The sequence below is a fragment of the Acidithiobacillus sp. IBUN Pt1247-S3 genome, assembly GCF_041146875.1.
Lineage (GTDB): Bacteria > Pseudomonadota > Gammaproteobacteria > Acidithiobacillales > Acidithiobacillaceae > Igneacidithiobacillus.
In genome coordinates, this window is the sequence record NZ_JBFRXP010000004.1 from 1 (window position 1) to 20,182 (window position 20,182).

Genomic DNA, 20,182 nt, shown 5'->3' on the forward strand with positions numbered 1-20,182 from the left:
GCCACCACAGACGTTTTCGAAAATAGGCGCTGAAACCCCTATGAATGCTGGGGTGGCATTACGAATTTGACGATTTTTGCCGTTGAACTGTCGAACTCGGGTGGGCCATAACCAAAATATCCACCGGTTGCGGTACTTCCTTCACCAGATGCGCCGGACTTCTCATAATCAACACCGCCAGCGATTGACCAATTGGGTGTGATATAATATGCCCCGTGGATCATGGCACTAATATCATAGGAGCTCTGTGTGGTACCAAACTGTGCGTTCTTGGGTGTGTACATATATTGCACTTCCGGTGTTACCGTGAAGCTGCTACCGCTGTAAGTATAATATGCGCCGTACAAGTCACTATTGTCGTAAACTAGAGAACCATCAACATAGCCATTCTTGGAGAAGGCTAAGGACGTAAGATCGCTCACAGTCCCGGTATGTCCAGTATTTCCGGCGGCATAAATTGACAATGAGTTATCTGTATTGATTGCGTAGGTTAGCAATCCAGAAATGACGTTGTAACGATTGGAGAAATATCCGTCATTCCAAGAAAGAGAAGCTGAGACTGGCCCCATCGAGTAATTCACCTGAACGCCTCGACTATAAGAGGGTTGAATGGTCCAGGGAAATCCACCCTCAATATTCATGCGGTTGAAGTCAAGCGTGCCCGTGTAGCCAAGAAGCGTAGGGAGCTGCCCGATGCTGATCGAAAAATCGGAGCTTGGTACTACCGAAACATAGGCCTCGGGGAGCGCGGTAAAGTCCTTGATCGCTGTGCTAGCCGAGTGGAAAGGCTGTCCAAGATTGGGGAAATTGTAGGCACCCGCAATAAGGTTGAACTGAACTAATCCAGTGGACTTATTGATCATTACGAGACCATTGGTGATGCCTGCTCCGAAGTTCTTGCTGTTTAAACCACTCCCTGGCGCAGACGGGTTTGTCTGTGCGAAACCCATAACGGATGCTACACCTTGCACATCTATGGTACCGACAGGGCCAGCATCTACTTTAATTGGTGCAGGAATAGAAAAGCCGGCGGCAAAAGCCGTACTGGATACCGCGAAAACCGTGGTAGCTGAAAGTTTGGTGAGTAACTTGGTTGTATTGCGAAGTGACATGTAGAAGCCTCCTTGGCTAGTTGTTCAGGCAAGACATTAAACATATTGTGCCAACAATACAAAGATGCTCGTTGCGCCTTTACTACAAGATGTTGTAAATAATTTTTGCTTTTAAGTCCGATGCTGATCCGCTATGTTGTGCACCAAACATGTGCGTCCTGCCCTATGCCAGTGCGCGCTTCTCACCAGCGTGGTGCTGATTTGATAAAAACAGATCAAAGAAACAATGGCACGAAACATGCTTGAATCTAAGGGTTACCAACTTTGGAGGACAAAATGGTGAGCACAGTTCAATCCGTTGTGAAAAAATCCGAAAAAAGAACCTTCGGTGGTTTGGTAAATAACCCGGTTCTCGAAGACTACTCTTTGCGTTATGCCCCATCTAGCTTCCGCAAATGGTCAGAGTATGCAGTTGCCATGGCTGCGCTTGGCGGAATTGCCTACATGGCGGACCAGGCTATCGGTGGGTCACTCGCGATACAGTTCGGCTTTACCAACGCCTTTTGGGGCATTCTTACAGCAGCGCTTATCATATTTTTGACGGGAATACCAATTGCATATTACTCCGCAAAATACAACGTTGATGTTGATTTGTTGACGCGTGGTGCAGGGTTCGGATACCTTGGCTCTACGATCACATCGGTAATCTATGCGTCATTTACATTTATCTTTTTCGCCTTGGAAGGGTCAGTTATGTCTCAGGCGATGAATGTGTTTTTCGGCGTGCCTTTGGCTGCTGCATATGCTATTTCTTCGCTCATAATCATCCCATTGGTTGTTTTCGGAATGACATTATTGTCGGTGTTGCAGAAGTGGACACAACCGTTGTGGATTTCATTGCTGATCATTCCCGTGGTTGCTGTGTTGATTAAGGATCCCTCTTCGGTAGCAGCGTGGACCAGTTTTGCTGGAAAATCTCCGAGCGGATCAGGTTTCAACCCACTGTTGTATGGGTCTGCGGCAGGAATAGCGCTTTCACTTATCGCTCAGATTGGCGAGCAGGCAGATTATCTACGTTTTATGCCGGCGCAAAAAAGCGGTCGTCGTTGGATTTGGTGGCTCGCGGTAATGGCTGCTGGTCCTGGATGGGTGGTGTTGGGGGCTAGCAAACAGCTGATGGGTTCATTCTTCTCGTCTCTCGCTGTATCACACGGTACCGCCCTTGCTGATGCTAATCAACCTGTGCATATGTACATTGCGGCCTTTCAGTATGTGTTTCCCTATGCTGGCTTGGCTTTGACCGTCGCAGCACTATTCATTTTTCTTTCCCAGATCAAAATCAATGTTACGAATGCGTATTCGGGATCTCTTTCGTGGTCAAATTTCTTCTCGCGCGTGACCCACCGTCACCCAGGGCGCGTGGTATATATCTTCTTCAACGTCGGCATCGCCTTAGCGTTGATGGAAGGCAACATGTTCTCCATACTGGGTACGATACTTGGCTTCTATTCAAACGTCGCGGTAGCGTGGATAGGGGCTGTGGTGGCTGATTTGGTTATCAATAAGCCCCTGCTGAAACTTAGTCCTTCCTATCTAGAATTCAAAAGGGCACATTTGTACAACTTCAACCCAGTTGGTTTTGGTGCCATGGTGATTGCGTCTGCTATCTCTGTAGCTGCATTTTTCGGAGCATTCGGCCCTTGGGGAGAGTCTTTCAGTGCATTCATTGCATTGTTCATAGCCTTTACACTCTCTCCAATCATTGCCGTAATCACCAAGGGAAAGTACTACATAGCTCGTGATCGCCATTACCACGCCGGAACACACCATGACGTACTAAGCTGCACGAGTTGTGGCTATGAGTACGAAAAAGAAGATATGGCTTGCTGCCCGGCCCACGACGGACCAATCTGCTCGCTGTGTTGCTCTTTGGACACCACTTGCCATGATATGTGCAAAGATGTCGGTATGCTGAAAGACATCCCTGTGAAATGTGCGTGAACGTGTAAACTGGCGTTATTTGGAGGATTGCAAATGCCCGAAACACTTGTAAAAGTTGATCTTGAACAATCGCCATACGAGAATGAAATGGTTCATAACCGATGGCATCCAGACATTCCAATGGCGGTCTGGGTCAAGCCGGGAGACGAGTTTGTTTTGGAGACGTACGATTGGACTGGCGGCTACATCAAAAACAATGATTGCGCTGATGATGTGCGTGATATTGATTTGAGTACCGTACATTTTCTTTCTGGACCTGTGGGCGTAGAGGGTGCAGAGGCTGGTGACCTTCTAATGGTCGATATTCTCGATATTGGTGCCAAAAGTGACAGTCTTTGGGGATTTAATGGATTCTTCAGTAAGAAAAACGGTGGTGGTTTTCTCACTGAGCACTTTCCCAGCGCACAAAAGTCCATTTGGGACTTTCATGGGATGTTCACTAGCTCGCGCCATATTCCTGGCGTAAATTTCGCCGGTCTTATCCATCCTGGCTTAATAGGCTGTTTGCCCGACCAGCCAACCTTGGATATGTGGAATGAAAGAGAGGTAGATTTTATTGCGAGTGATCCAGAGCGTGTTCCCCCGCTGGCGAATCCACCATTTGCCAAGACTGCGCACATGGGAAAGTTGACTGGTGAAGCTCGGGATAAGGCAGCTGCGGAAGGAGCGCGTACAGTTCCTCCGCGAGAGCATGGAGGAAATTGCGATATCAAGGATCTGTCTCGCGGTGCTCGGGTATTTTTTCCTGTATACGTAGATGGTGCTGGCCTCTCGGTTGGTGACCTGCACTTCAGTCAGGGCGACGGGGAAATTACTTTCTGTGGTGCGATTGAGATGGCCGGGTGGATTCACATGCGTGTCAATCTTGTAAAGGGCGGAATGAAAAAATACGGGATAAGGAATCCTATATTCAAGCCTAGCCCAATTACTCCAACATATAAAGACTATTTGATATTTGAAGGAATATCCGTAGATGAGTCTGGAAAGCAGCATTATCTCGACGTCCATGTGGCGTATCGACAGGCTTGCTTGAATGCAATCGAGTACCTTAAAAAATTTGGTTACTCGGGGGCGCAGGCATATTCCATACTTGGCACTGCACCTGTGCAGGGACACATTAGCGGGGTCGTCGATATTCCCAATGCCTGCGCGACATTGTGGCTACCGACGGAAATCTTTGATTTCGATATAAATCCGTGTGCCAATGGCCCAGTGAAACAGGTATCCGGCGATGTAGATTTGCCATTGTCAGTTGACTAACTCGCTTTCGGGGTGCTTTCAGTAGGGATGTGGATTGCGCCCCATTTCGGAGAACTGCGTATGCCTCTATATGAATTTGAATGTACTCGTTGCGGCTCATTTCAATTGCTACGCCCTATGAATGAACGGAACGAAAATTGCTCATGCCCATCTTGTGGAAATCTTGTTTCCCGCATAGCAATCTCCGCACCAGCACTTTCTTTGCTGTCCAAGCAGCAACGTAGCGCGCACGCCACTAATGAGAAATCACGGCACGAGCCATCGATGTCGGCAGATATTCAGACGCGTTCAAGACACCCTACAGGTTGTGGTTGTTGCAATGGTAAGAAGAGTTTGTTGTCACCTATTCAGTCCGACTCTCCTAAAGGATTTCCTGGTAAGAGGCCGTGGATGATTAGTCACTAAATGCCTAATCTAATTTTTTTGAATAGTCACATATAGAAGATTGATGACAGATGGAATTATGATTGGAACATTTGCTTACATAGGTTTGTTCGCCATACTTGGAGCATGGGCCCGGTACGGGCAGACGTTGTTGGTACAGACGGTGCTCGGTAGAAATTTTCCCTGGGCTACCTTGAGCATTAATGTCATGGGTTGTTTTATCATGGGGTTTTTATTCTTTGAAACTCTGGAACGTATTTCCCTCAGTCCAGAGCTACGCACAGGAATGCTCACTGGAGGACTCGGCGCCTATACCACGTTTTCCACTTTTTCCCTAGAAACTCTGGTGCTCTTTGAAAATGGCGAGCCAGTGAAGGGCCTGCTATATATGTTTGCTTCATTGTTTCTTTGTGTAGTAGCGGCTTTTGCCGGTGCCTGGATCTCGCGCAGTATTTGAGAGGTGGAGGATGACGACCGTATCGGTAGTACGCATTTATATCAAAGAGGGTGACAAGTACGACGGGCACAATCTTATGGAAGAGATCTTTCGTATTCTGCATGACGAATATAAAGTGCATGGCGTAACGGTGTTTCGTGGTATCGCCGGGTTTGGTAGCAAAGGGATCGTGCGTGCTGATGATATCTTGCGCCTGAACGTACACCTGCCTCTGGTGCTCGAGTTTTTTGACGAGCCGGAGACCGTAAATGCCGTCATGCCTCAGTTGCAAAAATTAGTCCCTGCGAATCATGTGTTGCGCTGGGACGCGCAGTGTGGATGTCCGTCTTAGGCCATGATTCGTATATTAGATACGCCAAGTAATCCAACTTATTGCACAGTATTTAAATAAAGGAGCCTCAATGCGTCATGGTGATATTTCGTCCAGTGCAGATACCGTCGGCGTTGCCGTCGTCAACTACAAGATGCCGCGTCTGCATACCAAGGCCGACGTTCTGGACAATGCCCGCAAGATCGCAGACATGGTCGTGGGTATGAAGCAGGGCCTGCCGGGCATGGACCTTGTCATTTTCCCCGAGTATAGCACCCATGGGATCATGTACGACCCGAAAGAAATGTACGAAACAGCCTCAACCGTTCCGGGCGAAGAGACCGAAATCTTTTCTGCCGCCTGCCGTAAGGCGAAGACCTGGGGCGTGTTCTCCCTGACGGGCGAGTGTCACGAGGAGCACCCGAACAAGGCACCGTACAACACGCTGACCCTGATCAACGATCAGGGTGAAATCGTGCAGAAGTACCGCAAGATCATGCCATGGTGCCCGATCGAAGGCTGGTATCCCGGCGGCAAGACCTACGTGAGCGAAGGCCCCAAGGGAATGATGGTCAGCCTGATCATCTGTGACGACGGCAACTATCCTGAAATCTGGCGCGATTGCGCCATGAAGGGCGCCGAACTGATCGTTCGTTGCCAAGGGTACATGTATCCGGCCAAAGACCAGCAGGTGCTGGTCGCAAAAGCCATGGCCTGGATGAACAACACCTATGTTGCCGTCGCCAATGCGACGGGCTTCGATGGCGTGTACTCCTATTTCGGCCATTCGGCCATCGTCGGTTTCGACGGTCGCACACTCGGTGAGTGCGGTGAAGAGGAATACGGCATCCAGTACGCCGAATTGTCCGTTTCCCAGATTCGCGACGCGCGCAAAAACTGGCAGAGCCAGAACCACCTCTACAAGCTGCTGCACCGCGGTTACACCGGCATGATCAATTCCGGCGACGACATGAACGGCGCTGGCGAATGCCCTTACGAGTTCTACAAGACCTGGATCACCGATCCAGCGAAGGCACGTGAAAACGTCGAGAAGATCACGCGCTCGACACCCGGCACGGCCGAATGCCCGATCCAGGGCATTCCGAACGAGCAGGATCTGGGCGGCCACAAATAAGGCAACTCACCTCCGACACTTGAGCATGGCGGGTGCGACGTTGCCACAACCGAGCACCCTGAATCGAACAAGGATTAAGTAAGGAATAATCAAATGAGCCAAGAACATGATGCCAGCCTGAAAAAAGGCGGCGAACATCACTACGGTGAGCATTTGGTCGAAGAGGTCAAGCACATCGAAGAAGAAGTTGAACATACCCTGGGCAAGGAATACGAGCATACCGCCGTTCCCATGTCCGCCCGTCGCAGCATGTTCTCTGTGAGCATGGTCTGGATGGGGTTCCCGATGATCATTACCGGCGCGATGACCGGTTCGCTCCTCGTACTCGGCATGGGCTTCACCAGTGCCTTGTGGGCCATGCTGATCGGTAACCTGATCATGCTCGGCTACGTTGGTCTGCTGGGCCTGCTGGGCACCAAGAAAGGCTTCAACTTCGCGCTGCTCGCCAGCATCGTATTCGGTCGCAAGGGCTACGCTCTGGCGTCGGGTTTGCTCTCGACCCTCCTGTTGGGCTGGTTCGCCGTTCAGACGGGTATTGCCGGTTCCCTGATCAGTAGTGCCTATCACATCAATTACGTCGTCATGACCATCATCGCGGGTCTGCTCTTCATCGGCATCACCTTTGTTGGTGTTCGCGGTCTGCACTGGATCGGCATCATTTCCGCGCCATTGTTTGTCGTGCTCGGTTTGTGGGTCGTGATTGATGCGTCCAGCAAGACAACCTTCGACGCGATCATGTCCTACCACGGCAACGATCCGACGCACCTGCTGCCGTTCGGCGTCGGGTTGACCATGGTGATTGCTCTGTTTGTTGACGCGGGTACCGTAACGCCAGACTTCAACCGCTGGGCCAAGGACAAGAAGAGCTCCCTCGTGGCGACCTTCAGTGCCTTCCCGTTCGCGAACATGATCGCGATGCTGGTGGGCGGAATCATGACCGCAGCACTCGCCGTACCGAATGCCAACCCATTCGGCCAGGACAACATGTTCGGCTACATGATGGCCAGTGGTTCGGGTGTCCTGATGGTGCTTGCCTTCATCTTCCTGCTGGCTAACCTTGGTTCTGTCTGCTCACACTGCCTGTACAACGCCTCTACCGGCTGGTCACGTATTCTGGGCAGCGAAATGCGCTTGATGGCGGTTGTGCTGGGTGCCATCGGTATCCTCATCGCGGCGACCAACGTCTGGGCCTTCTTCATCCAGTGGTTGAGCCTGCTCGGTATCATCGTGCCGCCAATCGGCGCCATCATCATCATCGACCAGTACCTCAAGCGTCCGAACTCGCAGGTCACTGCCGACTGGCGTCCGCTTGCTTTCATCGCATGGGCGGCCGGCTCCGTGGTTGCCTTCATCGTCGAGAAAGCGTTCCCGGGCCTGTCCACCGCTATCTCCTCCGCGTTGGTCGGTGGGGCGGTGTACTGGATTCTTATGTCTACAGCCACCAAGAAAAACGCGGTGGCCTAACGTGGCCGCCGTACAGAAAACGGCTGCTGGAACACCGAATCAACCGGTGTTCCGGGTAGTTGACCAGCCTGATGAGATCGCCCGAAGCCTGAATGGCCTCGGCGTGATCGGGGAGGGCGCATGAGCGGCCTGGGCGGTTTGAACAAATCTCCGGATGGCGTCGTTCTGGGGCTGGTGCAACTGCAACTGCCCGTCGTGAAAACGCCAGCGGATCTGACCCTTCAGATGGAGAAGGTCTGCGCCATGGTGGCGAAAGCAAAGAACGGGATGCCCACTCTGGATCTGGTGGTCTTCCCGGAGTATGCGCTCCATGGACTGTCGATGGATACCAACCCGGAAATCATGGTGCGCATGGATGGGCCTGAGGTTGCCGCGCTGCAGGCTGCCTGCGTGGAGCACGCCGTTTGGGGCTGTTTCTCCATCATGGAATACAACCCGGATGGCTACCCGTACAACACGGGGCTGATCATCGATGCCGAAGGCGTGATCCGCCTGAAGTATCGCAAGCTCCATCCATGGGTGCCGGTGGAACCCTGGGAACCGGGTGACATGGGCATTCCCGTGTGCGAAGGACCGAACGGCAGCACCCTGGCATTGATTATCTGTCACGACGGGATGTTCCCCGAAATGGCGCGGGAATGCGCCTATCGCGGGGCCGACATCATGTTGCGTACAGCGGGCTACACCGCACCGATCCGTCATTCCTGGAAGATCACCAATCAGGCGAATGCCTTCTGCAACCTCATGTACACCGCAAGCGTTTGCATGGCGGGCACGGACGGGACGTTCAACTCGATGGGTGAAGGAATGGTGGTCAATTTCGACGGGACAACCCTGGTCGAGGGTAGCGGCGTACCGGACCAGATCATCACGGCCGAGGTCCGACCGGCCCTGGCACGTGAAGCGCGGCGTCTGTGGGGGGTGGAGAACAACATCTACCAGCTCGGACACCGCGGTTACGTCGCCGTCGACGGTGGGGCAAAAGACTGCCCGTACACCTTCATGCAGGACCTGGTCGCCGGTACCTACCGGTTGCCTTGGGAAGATCAGGTGGAGGTCACGGACGGCACGTCCTGCGGCTTCCCCAAACCCGTTCGAAAGTACGGCGCGGCATGAGTGTTTATCCACCAGTACATATGCGCTCTGCGCCTTGGCCTTCAGCTCGTTCACTCCATTCGGACGTCCTGAAGGTGCTGCTCGGTGATCGAGCGGCGGCAATGCGTACGGATACGGTCATTCAATCGTTCGAATCGAACGATCTTTATTAAACCTTGAGGAATATGAAATGAGTGATTACAAGATTTTTGAAATGGGTGACGTGGTTCTGCAGTCCGGCGCCACCATTCGTGACGCCAAACTGGCATACAAGACCTTCGGTACGCTGAACGCGGCGAAAGACAACGTCATCGTGTATCCGACCTGGTATTCCGGTCAACACTACGACAACGAGTGGCTGGTCGGCCCCGGTATGGCGCTGGATCCTGAAAAGTACTTCATCATCATTCCGAACATGTTCGGCAACGGTCTGTCGTCTTCGCCAAGCAATACCCCGGAACCCTACAACCAGTCTCGTTTCCCGGGTGTTACTTCCTACGATAACGTCAGCTTCCAGCACCGCCTGGTGACCGAGGTATTCGGCATCGAGAAAATCGCGCTGGTGACCGGTTGGTCCATGGGCGCGCAACAGACTTTCCAATGGGGCGCGTCCTACCCGGATATGGTCGAGCGCATCCTGCCGTTCTGCGGTTCGGCGAAGACCTCCGTGCACAACTTCGTGTTCCTCGAAAGCGTCAAGGCCGCTCTGACCGCCGATGCCGCCTGGAACAACGGCTGGTACGAGAAGCCGCCGACCAAGGGCTTGCGCGCCATGGCACGTGTGTACGCCGGTTGGGGTTTCTCCCAGGCGTTCTACCGCGAGAAGCTGTACCTCCAATACGGCTACTCTTCGCTGGAAGACTTCCTGGTCGCGTTCTGGGAGGGCTTCTTCCTTGCGCGTGACGCCAACAACCTGCTGGCCATGCTGTGGACCTGGCAACAGGGCGACATCAGCAACAACCCGCTGTACGGCGGCGACTTCGAGAAGGCGTTGGGCGCGATCAAGGCCAAGGCCATCGTTATGCCGGGGCAGACCGATCTGTACTTCCCGCCGGAAGATAACGAGTACGAAGTCAGCAAGATGCCGGACGCCGAGTTCCGTCCGATCCCATCGATCTGGGGACACTTTGCCGGCGGCCCGGGCATGAACAAGGTGGACGTGAAGTTCATCGACGATGCCTTGAAGGAACTGTTGGCTCGCTAATCCGGGCAGTCATCTCCGTCCGGCGCTGCCTGCGGCTCCGGATGGATTGTCCGGTCGTCATAAAGCCCTTGCGGAACGATGTTCTGGTTGCCGCATCATTGCGGTAGCCCCAAATTCTTATGTCCGTTTCCATGAAGACTCCTATGGCTAATCTCATACCTCAACAATTGGAAGCGGAACCTGTTGTGTCATCTCAGTCCTTCGAGGACGTGCGACATCTATTAAATCTGTATCTGATCGCACTCTGGGGACATTCTTTCGATCTGGCTGGCATTCCGGCCGCGTCGGGATCGGCAGCCGTTCGCCCCCGTATTGATCAGACCCATATTCGACTGCCGTCTTCACTGCCCCGGCAAGGGGAGGTGACCGCGCGGCGAGTCTATATTGCAGCAGCGGTCCATGCGGCCGCCCATCGCATGTACAGCCAACCGTTGAACCCCGAGTCACTGAACGCGCGTCAGCGACATCTGGTTGAACTGGTCGAGGACGCTCGGGTCGAGTACCTCGCCTTTTCGCACTTCCCGGGATTGCGTCGGCTCTGGCTGGATCTGCATCCTCCGGTGTCACCGGACCCCACGCCCTTTGCGACACTGATGTGGCGTCTTTCCCGTGGTTTGCTGGAACTGGAACAGTCCACGGACGACGACTTCATGGTTCGTAAGGCCATCTCTCTGTTTCAGGAACGAATTTCCGAAATCGATGACGCAAGGACGGCCCGTGAAATCGGATTGCGTTTGGCCCACGATATCGGCCAGATGCGCCTGTCGATGGACGAGGGCAGCGTGCCGCCAATGGCCGTCTACCGGGATGACAACCAGCATCTCTGGTATGAAGAGCACCCGTTGCCCGAAGAGACGAAGGCCGCCGATCAGGCGACAGAAGGCGTGCAAGCCGGCGCGCAGTTCGAGGAAGCCGCCGAGGGACGGCAATTGGCCTTCACCGAAGTTCCTCAGGTGTCGAGTGATGCCGAGGCTGGCTATCGAATCGAAGAGGTGACGGAAGACGCACAACTGACGTTCTTCCAGACCAGCGAAGACGAGGAAATGCATCCATCACGCTACCCGGAATGGTTCGCCCGATTCGGTGTCGAACGGGAAAACTGGTGCGCCGTGCACGAACGAAATGCGGAAGAGGGCGACATGGACTGGGCGCCCGCGGTGATTGCGGCCAATCGCCCGTTGCTGTCCAACCTGCGCCGTGTTGTCGGTGCCTTGCGCAGTCGGCACCGTGTGTTGTTGCGCAAACAGGAACGGGGGATGAGCTGGATCTGGATGCGGCGCTGAGGGCGATGGCGGATATCCGTAACGGGCAGGAGCCGGACCCGCGCGTGTTCATTCGCACACGACCGCAGGACGATCAGGTTCTGGCGTTGTCGCTGTTGCTCGATCTTTCCGAATCGGTGAACAACCCCGATCCCGTCAGCGGTCGTCCCATTCTGGATTTGGCCCGCGAAGCCGTTCTTCTGTTGGCCGAGACCGCGACGGATCTTGGCTCCGAACTGTCTTTGGCCGGGTTTCACTCTCAAGGACGTCATCTAGTAGATTACCAGAGCGCCAAGCGCTTTGATGAGCCTTTCGATACGGCGGCCAAGTCGCGCCTTGCCGGGTTTAAAGGGCGTTACTCCACTCGGATGGGAGCGGCGATCCGGCATGCGAGCGAGGCATTGCTCACGCGGGGCTCATACAACCGGATAATGCTGATCGTGACCGACGGTGAACCTTCTGATATTGACGTCTTTGATCCAGAGCATCTAATGCTGGACACACGTCATGCAGTGATTCAGGCGCGTCATCGTGGTATCTATGTTTTCTGTATCAGCCTGGATACGTATTCTGAGGAATATGTTGAACGCATATTCGGAAAAAAATATTTTGTTATTTCATGCAATCCACTTTACTTGTCTGAGCAAATGGCGAGATTGTTCCTGCGTTTCGCGCATAAGAATCTCTAGAAGGAAATTCGAATGCCTCAGTGAACGGCAAAGTAATCAAATTTGTCAAATCCTTGCCGGCCGAATTGCCGGCCGAAGGAGGGCTTTCTCATCACGATATGCGCTGCATTTGTTATAATATTACAACAATGATTGATCCCTGCACGCAAAATAGGATGCAGTCCAGAGCCCACCGTGTCGTGGCATGCCCTATGCCGTGATGATGGCTACGGGCGGGGTGGCGTATTTTGTCATTGGCTCAGCAGATGAGCATATCGGTATCCATACGATTCCCCTTGGCTTGGCTGTGCTGAGTTCCGCTTTGGCGTTTTTAGTGCATGGTGAAGATCTCCCCATGCTGTTTACTCTCGCAGAAGCCTTGCTCGCCCTTAATTGGCTCTTGACTATTTTCTGCGTATCGCAATTGTCCTTGTCTCTATACCAATTCGGCATACCTTGGTAAAAAATTAGTGGTGCCTGATTTCTCGTGCCCAAGGCGATACGGCGCTATCCACCAACACCCAGACCAAAAGGCCTAAGGCCAGCAATCCGAAGACCCCGGCAGCTTCGGCAAAGACCTCATTGAAGGCCAGCATCCCGGCCAACCGCTGATACTCCCCCGCCATGACCTGCGCCGCTGCCGGGTGCGATAGCCCTTGCGTCCCCAGGGTCTGCAACACGGTCTGATAAGCCGCCCGGCTCCCTGCGGGCAGCTCAGCCAAAAAATGATGGTAGAGGTCTTCGCGCCGGAGCCAAAGCGATGTCACCAGCGGAATCCCCAAGCCCTGACCCAAGGTGCGCAGGGCATTGAGCCAGCGGTTTGCATCAGCCTCATGGCCCAGGACCGCTGCAGCACGGCTGCCCAAGTCCATGAAACCCGAAAAGAATCCACCCAAAAATAGGCCAAAGAATAGCGGCGGCCAGATCAGACTCGTCGGCGTGGCATCCCTGGCGTAATGAGCCACCCAGACAGCACTCAGGGCGGTACCCCCCAGGCACAACACCAAAAGCAGGCGCGACGAATATGCCCGACGCAGCCACCAGGCACTCCCCAGCAGACCGAGCAACACTGTTGGCGCCATACCAATGAATAGCAGCCCCACCTGCCAGGTACTGTACCCCAGCAATACCTGGTACTGGACCAAAAAGAGGGCAAACAGCCCCTGGAGGACAGCCGTTGCCAGCAACACTCCCAGGCCCGCTACGCAAAAGCGCGGACTGCGAAGCAAGACCGCCGGCAAGGGCGAGCGCCGGGTCCAAAGACCTCGTCCCAAAAGCAAAAGCGCCACGCCTAACGCCAGCATCAGGCCCATGCGGATGGCAGAGGCCCGCCACCAGTCCAAGATCTGCCCGGAATCAGCTACTGCCTGCAAGACACCAATACCAAGCACCAGCAGCAGGAGTGCCGGCAAATCCGTCGTGTGGCCCGACGCGCGCTGTGGCGCACCGGCAACGGGAAAGCACCACAGTCCCCCCACCGCCACAGCGGCCACCAGCGCTTCCAGCCAGAAAAAAACCGGCCAGTGGCCATAGCGTATCAACGCCCCAGCCAGCAAGGGCGCCAGAAAAAAGGGCGTCATCCCCAAATAAGACCACGCCAACCGCTGCCCCTGCCCCCCCGGCCCATGGATGAGACGTTGGAATTGCCGCAGGGCCAAGGGCAGCGCAGTTCCCGCCCCCCAGCCCATCAGCACTCGGGCCGGCAGCAACTGCGCCAACGTGCTAGCCGTAGCCGCCAGCACGGCAGTAATCACCACCGTAGCTAAGGCCAACGCCAGGCTGTATCGCTCCCCTAGCACTCGCTCCAATTCGGGTAAAAGCAAAAAGGCAATACCCATGGCCGCAAAAAAATCCGCCTGCCCCCACATTCCATACAGGGTGTTAACACCTACCCCACCAGAAATATACGGGACCAGGGGTAGATACCCCCCTGCGGCAAAAAGGACAACAAAGGCAGCAGCGGCTAGTAGGCTCATTTGCAGGGCTTTCATGGCAAGCAAAGTACGCCGGCGCTGCCATCAGTGCAAGGTACGCAGCATCGTTGTTGCCATGGTATTCGCTATGAGCTGTTGCCCCAGGCGAGCCATATCAGCGGTATGGCCCAGAGCGCAGAGAACAGATAGATGTGATTCAGTGACAGTAAAGCCTGTAACGGCCCGAGGCCTGCCGAACCGATGCCTTCGCCCACCATCAATGCCCCCACCATGAGTCCCGCCATTTGTGTGCCTTCCTTGCCGTGCCGGGCAACGCCAAAGGCCATACTGTAGGGGTAGTAAATGCCACAGGCGGCACCCGCCAAGGCAAAGCACAGCAATAGTGCAGTGGCGCTATGCAGTTGCGGGATGATCAGAAAACAGGCGGCCATGCCCAGGGGCGCAGCACGGTAGACCCAGCGCCGCGACAACCATGGGTCGGGGATGGCACCGAGTACAAAGCGCGCAACCGTCATCCCCCCCCAGAATAGTGAAAGCGCCGCGGCGCCTGTTGCTCTGGCTAGATGATGATCGACGCTGACCAGAATGTTCGCCCAGCTACCGAAGCTGCCCTCGCAGATCGCATAGATAACAACGGCTGCCGCGAAGGGGATCATGGACTTTTTCCAGGCACGCAGACCGCCGATCTCCTGTCCTTGGTTCTCCTCAAGCGCCTGTGGCAAGAGCAAGGTGAGCAGCCAAAGCAGGAGCAGCGCGGCCGGCCACAGCACCCAGGTCAGCCAGACAGTCGATAGGTGCAGGAGCATGGGCGAGATCGACGTGGCCGCACCGATTACCCCATTGAGGATGGTGACCGCGGCGGTGGCACTGCCGGCAAAGATCAAGGTGGAGGCGCGATTGATCGCGGCATTGGTGAGACCAAAACCGACGCCGAGCAAGAGGGTTTCGGCCAGCAAAATGACCACCACGAGGCCCTGGCCACTGAAAAATGCCAGCACCAACAGAACCATGGCGATGGCATTGGCCAGGACCCCAATACGAAAAAGTCCATGGGCACCAAAGCGCTTGTGGATGCTACCGGCGGCCAAGGCCGCAATGATGGCGCCGATAATCTCGGGGAAGTAGAGCATGCCGTAGGTGCCATTGCCCATGGCGTAGGGGGCGCTGCGCAGAATGCTACCCAGGGCCGGGATCAGCACAAAGGCCGAGCCCTGCAAAAATCCCGCAGCGAATACCGCGGTCGTGCCTTTTTTCATCTACGTCCTATCCAGCCGTTTCCGCAGTACATCAGCGACGCGTATGGCGTTGGCCATAATGGTCAGCGACGGATTGACGGCGCTGATGGAGGGCATGAAGCTCGCGTCTACCACATACAGATTGTCGAGGTCATGGGCTTTGCAATTGGGGTCGAGAACACTCGTTTGCGGATCATCACCAAAGCGGCAGGTGCCCACCTGATGCGCCGTCGCGGAGATGTCCATGGCCTGAAAGAATACCAAGGGAAAGCCGGCTTTTTGCAACAGGCCGCGCCATTTTTCACAAAGACGCCGGTGGCTTTCGCGGTTCTTGGGCTGCCAATGCAGGTGAATCGTGTTGTGCTCATCGACGGTGACGCGATTCTCGGGTAGCGGCAAGTCTTCGGTGGTCAGCCACCAGTCGACGGAATGGCTCGCCGCCCAGGCGGTCATGGGGATCGGCCAGCGCGGCCGCTGGGCGTGCAACAGTGCTGGCGTCACCTTGCCCAGGCCCTGGATATGCCCGAGGGGGTAGGGGTAATCGGGATCACCAGAGTCCTCATAGAAGTCATTTAACGCGAGGGTCTTTTGAAAGATGCTGCGGTTTTCCCGCAGCGGATCGATCGCCATGCAGGCGCTGTTGAGATGGCACATATAGTTGCGCCCGACCTGATCGCTGCGGTTGGCCAGACCATTCGGGAAGACCTCGCTGCGGGACGCCAACAGCAGGGCGGCACTGTTTACCGCGCCCGCGGCAAGGACCACGACCCGGGCAGTGAAACGCCCGTGGTCCGTCTCGACCCCGGACACCGTCTTACCGTCGTTGGCGAGCAGGATCTTCCGCACCCGCTCGTTACAGCGCAGGTTCACATTGTTGTGCTCCAGCGCTGGACGCACCCCGCAGACCTCGGCATCGCCCTTGGCGTGGACCATACACGGGAAACCATCACATTGGGGGCAGCGCACACAGGGGCTGTGGGCAGGATCGTCTTCCAGGCGGTGCAGGGCCAGGGGCAGGGGGAAGGGGTGATGTCCTTGATCGCGCAGGGCCTGCTCGACCGAGGCCACAGCTGCATCGTGGGCGAGCGGAGGAAAGGGGTAGGGATTTCGTGGCCCCTCGGTGGGATCGCTGCCCGCTTCACCGTGGGCAAAGTACCACGCCTCCGCCTGGTCGTAGTACGGCGCAAAATCTTCGTGGGTAAGCGGCCAGTCTGGCGTAACTCCATCAACGTGCTTGCGTGCCTTGAAGTCCGTGGGCCGCCGGCGCAGAACCGCAGCCCCGTAAAACTTGGTGTTGCCGCCCACGTGATAGCCGGTGACCGGGTGAAAGGGCTGGCCATCAGCATCGAGCCAGCTCTCGTCGCTGTGATAGCGATAGCTGGCGAAGACCGTCTGCGGGTCCCAGTTGCCCCACTCGCGCGGCAAGAAATCGCCCCGCTCCAAGATCAGAATGCGCAAACCACTATCGGCCAGGGCGCGGGCCAGGGTACCGCCACCCGCGCCACTACCGATGATCAGGACATCGGCATCCATGGTTTAGCCTCCGTGACGAAAATCGGGATAGATGAGCATGCCGCCATCCACCGCTAGGGTGGTGCCGGTGATGTAGCTGGCCAGATCACTGACCAGAAAGGCGACGACTTGGGCGACCTCTTCCGGCTTGCCCAGCCTTCCCATGGAGATCTTTTTGTCGAGATCCTTGAGAGATGTTGGGTCGTCCCATACCGCCTGGTTGATGGGTGTCTTGATGGCACCGGGGGCGAGGGCGACGACGCGAATCCCCTTGTCGGCGGTCTCCTGGGCCAGGGTTTTGGTGAACATCGACAGGCCCGCTTTGGCGCTGGTGTAGGCACTGTAGCCTTCCCAGGGGATGAATTCGTGTACCGAGGTGACGTTGAGGATGACACCATGCTGTTTCTTTTCCATGCGGGGGATGGCAGCACGGGCGCAGTAATACGGCCCGAGCAAGTCGACGGCAATCACCTTTTCCCAGGTTTGTGGATCATCATCACCGACCAGTGCGTGGGGTCCATCCATTCCAGCATTGTTCACCAGAATATCGAGGCCGCCAAAGGCGCCTTCCACATCCTGTAGCAGGCGCTCCACCGCTTGCGGGTCGGAGACATCGGCAGCAAAGGCTTGGGCCTTGCCGCCCGCCTGCTCAATCCCGCGCACGACCGCTTCCGCCTCTTCCTGCCCCTTGCGATAGTGCACTGCAACCTGTGCCCCGGCTGCTGCCAGGGTCTCGCTCATGGCACGCCCCAGCCCACCGCTACCGCCGGTTACCAAGGCCGTTCTTCCGCTTAGGTCAATTTGGATCATGTCTCACCTCCAATAATCTGCACGGTAAAATTCTCTCCCTGCCAGCTATTGCTCTCTGGCCAGTACAGGGTGAACTGGACGCTTTGCCCAGGGCGCAATTTGCGGGTCGGCAAGCAGGCCAGATATCCCAACTCCCAATCTTCTGCGCGGAGATCTTGCACGTCCTGCCAATCGTCAATGCCCCAATGCACGCGAAACGGCGCCCCAAGGAGGATGCGTAGTTCCTGTCCGACCATCAATTCCCGCAGCCGGTGGCGCAGGCGCCAGATGCGATAGTCGAGCTGGGGGCGCTGGCCGCCATAGCGTTTCCAGGTCTGCGCCGGCCGATCCACCGCGTGCCCCTGGAGCGTGCTGTGGCAAAGTTTGAGAAACTCCCCGTGGGTCCAGACCAGGGGCATGGCTGAGCCGCTGGGTTGCCCCGGATACAAGCCCTTCTCGGGGATCGGGTCGCTGTCCCAGACCTGCTCCGGCAACAACCCGCCTTTGCCGGTCATCGCCGCCATGGCGCGCAGATAGGGCAGAGGGTCTTCGCCGGCGGCCAGGGCGTAGTGACCGCGTTCGCCGGTGAGCAAGGGCCAGCCACGGCCAATGCCGCAGCCATCGAAGGGGTTGCCATCGGGATGCTCGCCATAGCCATCGCCGTTGTAGCGATGCCAGACCGAACCCTTGGGCGTGTCGGTCTTGAGTAGCCCATCCATGACCGCCACCGAATCCTGGATCTGTGGGTCGTCAGCGGCGCGCAGGCCGTAGCGCACCAACTGGAGAAAATCGGTGGCCACCTGCTCGCTGGCGGCCCAGTGCGGATCCTGAGCGCGATTCTTGACCAATATCCATTCGTCTTTGGCACCCTCCTGGGTCAGCACATCGGCGGGGGCAATGCGCAGATAGTAGCCAGACACATGAAAACGCTGTGCCAGATCGGTATTGCGCACGAAGGTCCAGTCCTCCATATGGGCATTCCAGTAGTCTGCCAGCATCAGGGCGCAATCCGCGGCTTTGCCCTGCAGAAAGGAGGCGCCTTCGACCAGTGCGGCAATGGCCACCGTCAGGGTAAAGGCATTGATCCCACCATCTTCCTCCCAGCGATCCTGACCGGTGACCGGCCCTTCACAAACAATGAAGTGCAGGGCACGTTCTATCATGTCCCTGACTGACATCCCGTTCAGTGCCTTGCGTTCCTCCAGAAGGCTGGCGAGTAGCACCGGGAAGCCCGCTTCGTCGAGCTGAATCCCCTGCCAGAAGGGTTTGCCACCGAGCCATTGGTTTTGCAGCCAGTGACCGTCGGCCTGCTGGGTGCTGATCAAATAGGCGAGTACCTGGCGTGCCTCGGCCAGGGCGCCGATGGCCACCAAGGCCCCGGCGCTTTCCACCAGGTCACGGGACCAGACCAGGTGATACCCACCGCGGCTGTCGCTGGCCTCGCCCCAGGGCACCGAGAGGCTGGCTACCCGCGCGCCGGGAAAGGTGTGGTCCTCGTGTACTTTGAGCACATTGATGGAACGCGCGTAGAGCGTGTGCAGGTCGTCAGGAATCCTGTTGCGAAAATTGCGCGGGGGTGGATGCCCACGGTGCCAATCGCGCCATGCCGCCTGGTATTCGGCTTCGATCTGCGCGAAGCCACAGGCCAACGTGGCCCAGGCATTGGTGGCCGCCGCCTCTTTACTACTGCCCAAACCCAGAGCCAGATGCCCCTGGCGCGGCAACTCGCCGGACAACGCGACCTCACCGGGGCCGGCGCTGTCATAGTCCCAGCGCATCCGCCGGTGCTGATGGAAATCCTGCCAAAGATCGCTGGCACCAATCTCGCCCACAGAGCGGCGCGCAAAGCCCGGTAGCCCCGCCTCGTTTGCACAAAGCAGGGCGAGGCCAAAGGGCCCCTGTTCGGCCCAGAGCAGATCGCGCCCCTCCCAACTGCCACACCACGCTTCATTCTGTGTCGCATCCCCGCCCAGCCGCGCAGCACAAAGCAGATAGGGACGCAGCTTTGCATCGCCCTCCAAGCTGTATTCCAGTAGCAAAACATCGCGTCGGGAATCGGGACAAAGGCGCAAAGAAAAGCTGAAGCGCTCGTGATGATGGGTAATCTGCGGTAGCGGGATTTGCGCGTCTTCCAGATGCAACTCGGGCTCTGGCAGGGTTTTGAGCTCCACCCAAAAGCCTTGGTCGTCAGCAATGATAAAGCCCAAGTCGCGGATTTGGGGGATGTCGATGCGGGGATAAAAAACTTCCGTCAGGATGCCCCGAGCCATGGTAAACCACACCCGACTGCGGTTCGGGGCCACCCCTACGCAGCTTTTTTGGGCACTAGCCCAGACGGGATGACTCCAGGATGGGGATGGCGCGTGCGACATGGCTGACTCTCCTTCTTTCTCTAAATCTGTATAAAAGTGTAGGTGATG

General features: G+C 56.2%; 18 protein-coding genes. 12 read left to right on the plus strand and 6 right to left on the minus strand.

All coding sequences use genetic code 11. The annotated features are described in order from the left end of the window. Positions 1-38 precede the first annotated feature (38 nt). Complete coding sequence (locus AB4090_RS03830; RefSeq protein WP_369572538.1) at positions 39-1,112, minus strand: outer membrane beta-barrel protein; 1,074 nt, start codon at positions 1,110-1,112, stop codon at positions 39-41. A 276-nt stretch (positions 1,113-1,388) separates the two neighbouring features. Between AB4090_RS03830 and AB4090_RS03835 the strand changes: the two genes are divergently transcribed. The 12 genes from AB4090_RS03835 to AB4090_RS03890 all read left to right on the plus strand — a co-directional run bounded on the left by AB4090_RS03835 (position 1,389) and on the right by AB4090_RS03890 (position 12,755). Then, positions 1,389-3,053 (plus strand): cytosine permease, encoded by a 1,665-nt coding sequence (locus tag AB4090_RS03835; RefSeq protein WP_369572539.1) that lies wholly within the window; start codon positions 1,389-1,391, stop codon positions 3,051-3,053. Positions 3,054-3,086: 33 nt separating this feature from the next. After that, complete coding sequence (gene fmdA / locus AB4090_RS03840; protein ID WP_369572540.1) at positions 3,087-4,313, plus strand: formamidase; 1,227 nt, start codon at positions 3,087-3,089, stop codon at positions 4,311-4,313. A 60-nt stretch (positions 4,314-4,373) separates the two neighbouring features. After that, positions 4,374-4,718 carry a zinc ribbon domain-containing protein gene (locus AB4090_RS03845; protein WP_369572541.1) on the plus strand — a complete coding sequence of 115 codons (345 nt, stop codon included), beginning with the start codon at positions 4,374-4,376 and terminating at the stop codon, positions 4,716-4,718. 58 nt (positions 4,719-4,776) lie between these two features. Then, positions 4,777-5,154: a fluoride efflux transporter CrcB gene (gene crcB, locus AB4090_RS03850; RefSeq protein ID WP_369572704.1), complete on the plus strand. Its 378-nt coding sequence runs from the start codon at positions 4,777-4,779 to the stop codon at positions 5,152-5,154. 10 nt (positions 5,155-5,164) lie between these two features. Beyond that, on the plus strand, positions 5,165-5,485 hold the full coding sequence (locus AB4090_RS03855; RefSeq protein ID WP_369572542.1) for a DUF190 domain-containing protein: 321 nt from the start codon (positions 5,165-5,167) through the stop codon (positions 5,483-5,485). Positions 5,486-5,555: 70 nt separating this feature from the next. Continuing rightward, complete coding sequence (locus AB4090_RS03860; protein WP_369572543.1) at positions 5,556-6,599, plus strand: aliphatic amidase; 1,044 nt, start codon at positions 5,556-5,558, stop codon at positions 6,597-6,599. 93 nt (positions 6,600-6,692) lie between these two features. Then, positions 6,693-8,063 (plus strand): cytosine permease, encoded by a 1,371-nt coding sequence (locus AB4090_RS03865; protein ID WP_369572544.1) that lies wholly within the window; start codon positions 6,693-6,695, stop codon positions 8,061-8,063. A 120-nt stretch (positions 8,064-8,183) separates the two neighbouring features. Next, entirely contained in the window at positions 8,184-9,179 is a 996-nt protein-coding gene (locus AB4090_RS03870; protein WP_369572545.1) for a formamidase, read from the plus strand. 169 nt (positions 9,180-9,348) lie between these two features. Further along, positions 9,349-10,362, plus strand: a complete 1,014-nt coding sequence (locus AB4090_RS03875) for an alpha/beta fold hydrolase (protein WP_369572546.1) — start codon at positions 9,349-9,351, stop codon at positions 10,360-10,362. Between the two features lie 185 nt (positions 10,363-10,547). After that, positions 10,548-11,645, plus strand: a complete 1,098-nt coding sequence (locus AB4090_RS03880; protein ID WP_369572547.1) for a hypothetical protein — start codon at positions 10,548-10,550, stop codon at positions 11,643-11,645. Positions 11,646-11,650: 5 nt separating this feature from the next. Next, positions 11,651-12,313, plus strand: coding sequence for a nitric oxide reductase activation protein NorD (locus AB4090_RS03885; protein ID WP_369572548.1), 663 nt, complete (start codon positions 11,651-11,653; stop codon positions 12,311-12,313). A gap of 184 nt (positions 12,314-12,497) precedes the next feature. After that, entirely contained in the window at positions 12,498-12,755 is a 258-nt protein-coding gene (locus AB4090_RS03890; RefSeq protein WP_369572549.1) for a hypothetical protein, read from the plus strand. A 4-nt stretch (positions 12,756-12,759) separates the two neighbouring features. On the opposite strand, the gene AB4090_RS03895 is transcribed toward AB4090_RS03890, so the two are convergent. The 5 genes from AB4090_RS03895 to AB4090_RS03915 form a co-directional block, all read right to left on the minus strand. After that, a complete protein-coding gene (locus tag AB4090_RS03895) occupies positions 12,760-14,268 on the minus strand; it encodes an MFS transporter (protein ID WP_369572550.1) in 1,509 nt (502 codons plus the stop codon). A gap of 83 nt (positions 14,269-14,351) precedes the next feature. Beyond that, a complete protein-coding gene (locus AB4090_RS03900) occupies positions 14,352-15,482 on the minus strand; it encodes a sugar MFS transporter (protein ID WP_369572551.1) in 1,131 nt (376 codons plus the stop codon). After that, positions 15,483-16,994 carry a GMC family oxidoreductase gene (locus AB4090_RS03905; protein WP_369572552.1) on the minus strand — a complete coding sequence of 504 codons (1,512 nt, stop codon included), beginning with the start codon at positions 16,992-16,994 and terminating at the stop codon, positions 15,483-15,485. It lies immediately after the preceding gene. 3 nt (positions 16,995-16,997) lie between these two features. Beyond that, a complete protein-coding gene (gene fabG, locus AB4090_RS03910; protein WP_369572553.1) occupies positions 16,998-17,783 on the minus strand; it encodes a 3-oxoacyl-ACP reductase FabG in 786 nt (261 codons plus the stop codon). Then, complete coding sequence (locus tag AB4090_RS03915) at positions 17,780-20,134, minus strand: glycoside hydrolase family 15 protein (RefSeq protein ID WP_369572554.1); 2,355 nt, start codon at positions 20,132-20,134, stop codon at positions 17,780-17,782. The genes fabG and AB4090_RS03915 overlap by 4 nt, the downstream gene beginning before the upstream one ends. Between the last annotated feature and the right edge of the window lie 48 nt (positions 20,135-20,182).

Excerpts from the sequence above, each read along its gene's own strand:
- AB4090_RS03830 (WP_369572538.1), bottom strand. The coding sequence starts at position 1,112 with ATGTCACTTCGCAATACAACCAAGTTACTCACCAAACTTTCAGCTACC.
- AB4090_RS03835 (WP_369572539.1), top strand. The coding sequence starts at position 1,389 with ATGGTGAGCACAGTTCAATCCGTTGTGAAAAAATCCGAAAAAAGAACC.
- fmdA (WP_369572540.1), top strand. The coding sequence starts at position 3,087 with ATGCCCGAAACACTTGTAAAAGTTGATCTTGAACAATCGCCATACGAG.
- AB4090_RS03845 (WP_369572541.1), top strand. The coding sequence starts at position 4,374 with ATGCCTCTATATGAATTTGAATGTACTCGTTGCGGCTCATTTCAATTG.
- crcB (WP_369572704.1), top strand. The coding sequence starts at position 4,777 with ATGATTGGAACATTTGCTTACATAGGTTTGTTCGCCATACTTGGAGCA.
- AB4090_RS03855 (WP_369572542.1), top strand. The coding sequence starts at position 5,165 with ATGACGACCGTATCGGTAGTACGCATTTATATCAAAGAGGGTGACAAG.
- AB4090_RS03860 (WP_369572543.1), top strand. The coding sequence starts at position 5,556 with ATGCGTCATGGTGATATTTCGTCCAGTGCAGATACCGTCGGCGTTGCC.
- AB4090_RS03865 (WP_369572544.1), top strand. The coding sequence starts at position 6,693 with ATGAGCCAAGAACATGATGCCAGCCTGAAAAAAGGCGGCGAACATCAC.
- AB4090_RS03870 (WP_369572545.1), top strand. The coding sequence starts at position 8,184 with ATGAGCGGCCTGGGCGGTTTGAACAAATCTCCGGATGGCGTCGTTCTG.
- AB4090_RS03875 (WP_369572546.1), top strand. The coding sequence starts at position 9,349 with ATGAGTGATTACAAGATTTTTGAAATGGGTGACGTGGTTCTGCAGTCC.
- AB4090_RS03885 (WP_369572548.1), top strand. The coding sequence starts at position 11,651 with ATGGCGGATATCCGTAACGGGCAGGAGCCGGACCCGCGCGTGTTCATT.
- AB4090_RS03890 (WP_369572549.1), top strand. The coding sequence starts at position 12,498 with ATGCCCTATGCCGTGATGATGGCTACGGGCGGGGTGGCGTATTTTGTC.
- AB4090_RS03895 (WP_369572550.1), bottom strand. The coding sequence starts at position 14,268 with ATGAGCCTACTAGCCGCTGCTGCCTTTGTTGTCCTTTTTGCCGCAGGG.
- AB4090_RS03900 (WP_369572551.1), bottom strand. The coding sequence starts at position 15,482 with ATGAAAAAAGGCACGACCGCGGTATTCGCTGCGGGATTTTTGCAGGGC.
- AB4090_RS03905 (WP_369572552.1), bottom strand. The coding sequence starts at position 16,994 with ATGGATGCCGATGTCCTGATCATCGGTAGTGGCGCGGGTGGCGGTACC.
- fabG (WP_369572553.1), bottom strand. The coding sequence starts at position 17,783 with ATGATCCAAATTGACCTAAGCGGAAGAACGGCCTTGGTAACCGGCGGT.
- AB4090_RS03915 (WP_369572554.1), bottom strand. The coding sequence starts at position 20,134 with ATGTCGCACGCGCCATCCCCATCCTGGAGTCATCCCGTCTGGGCTAGT.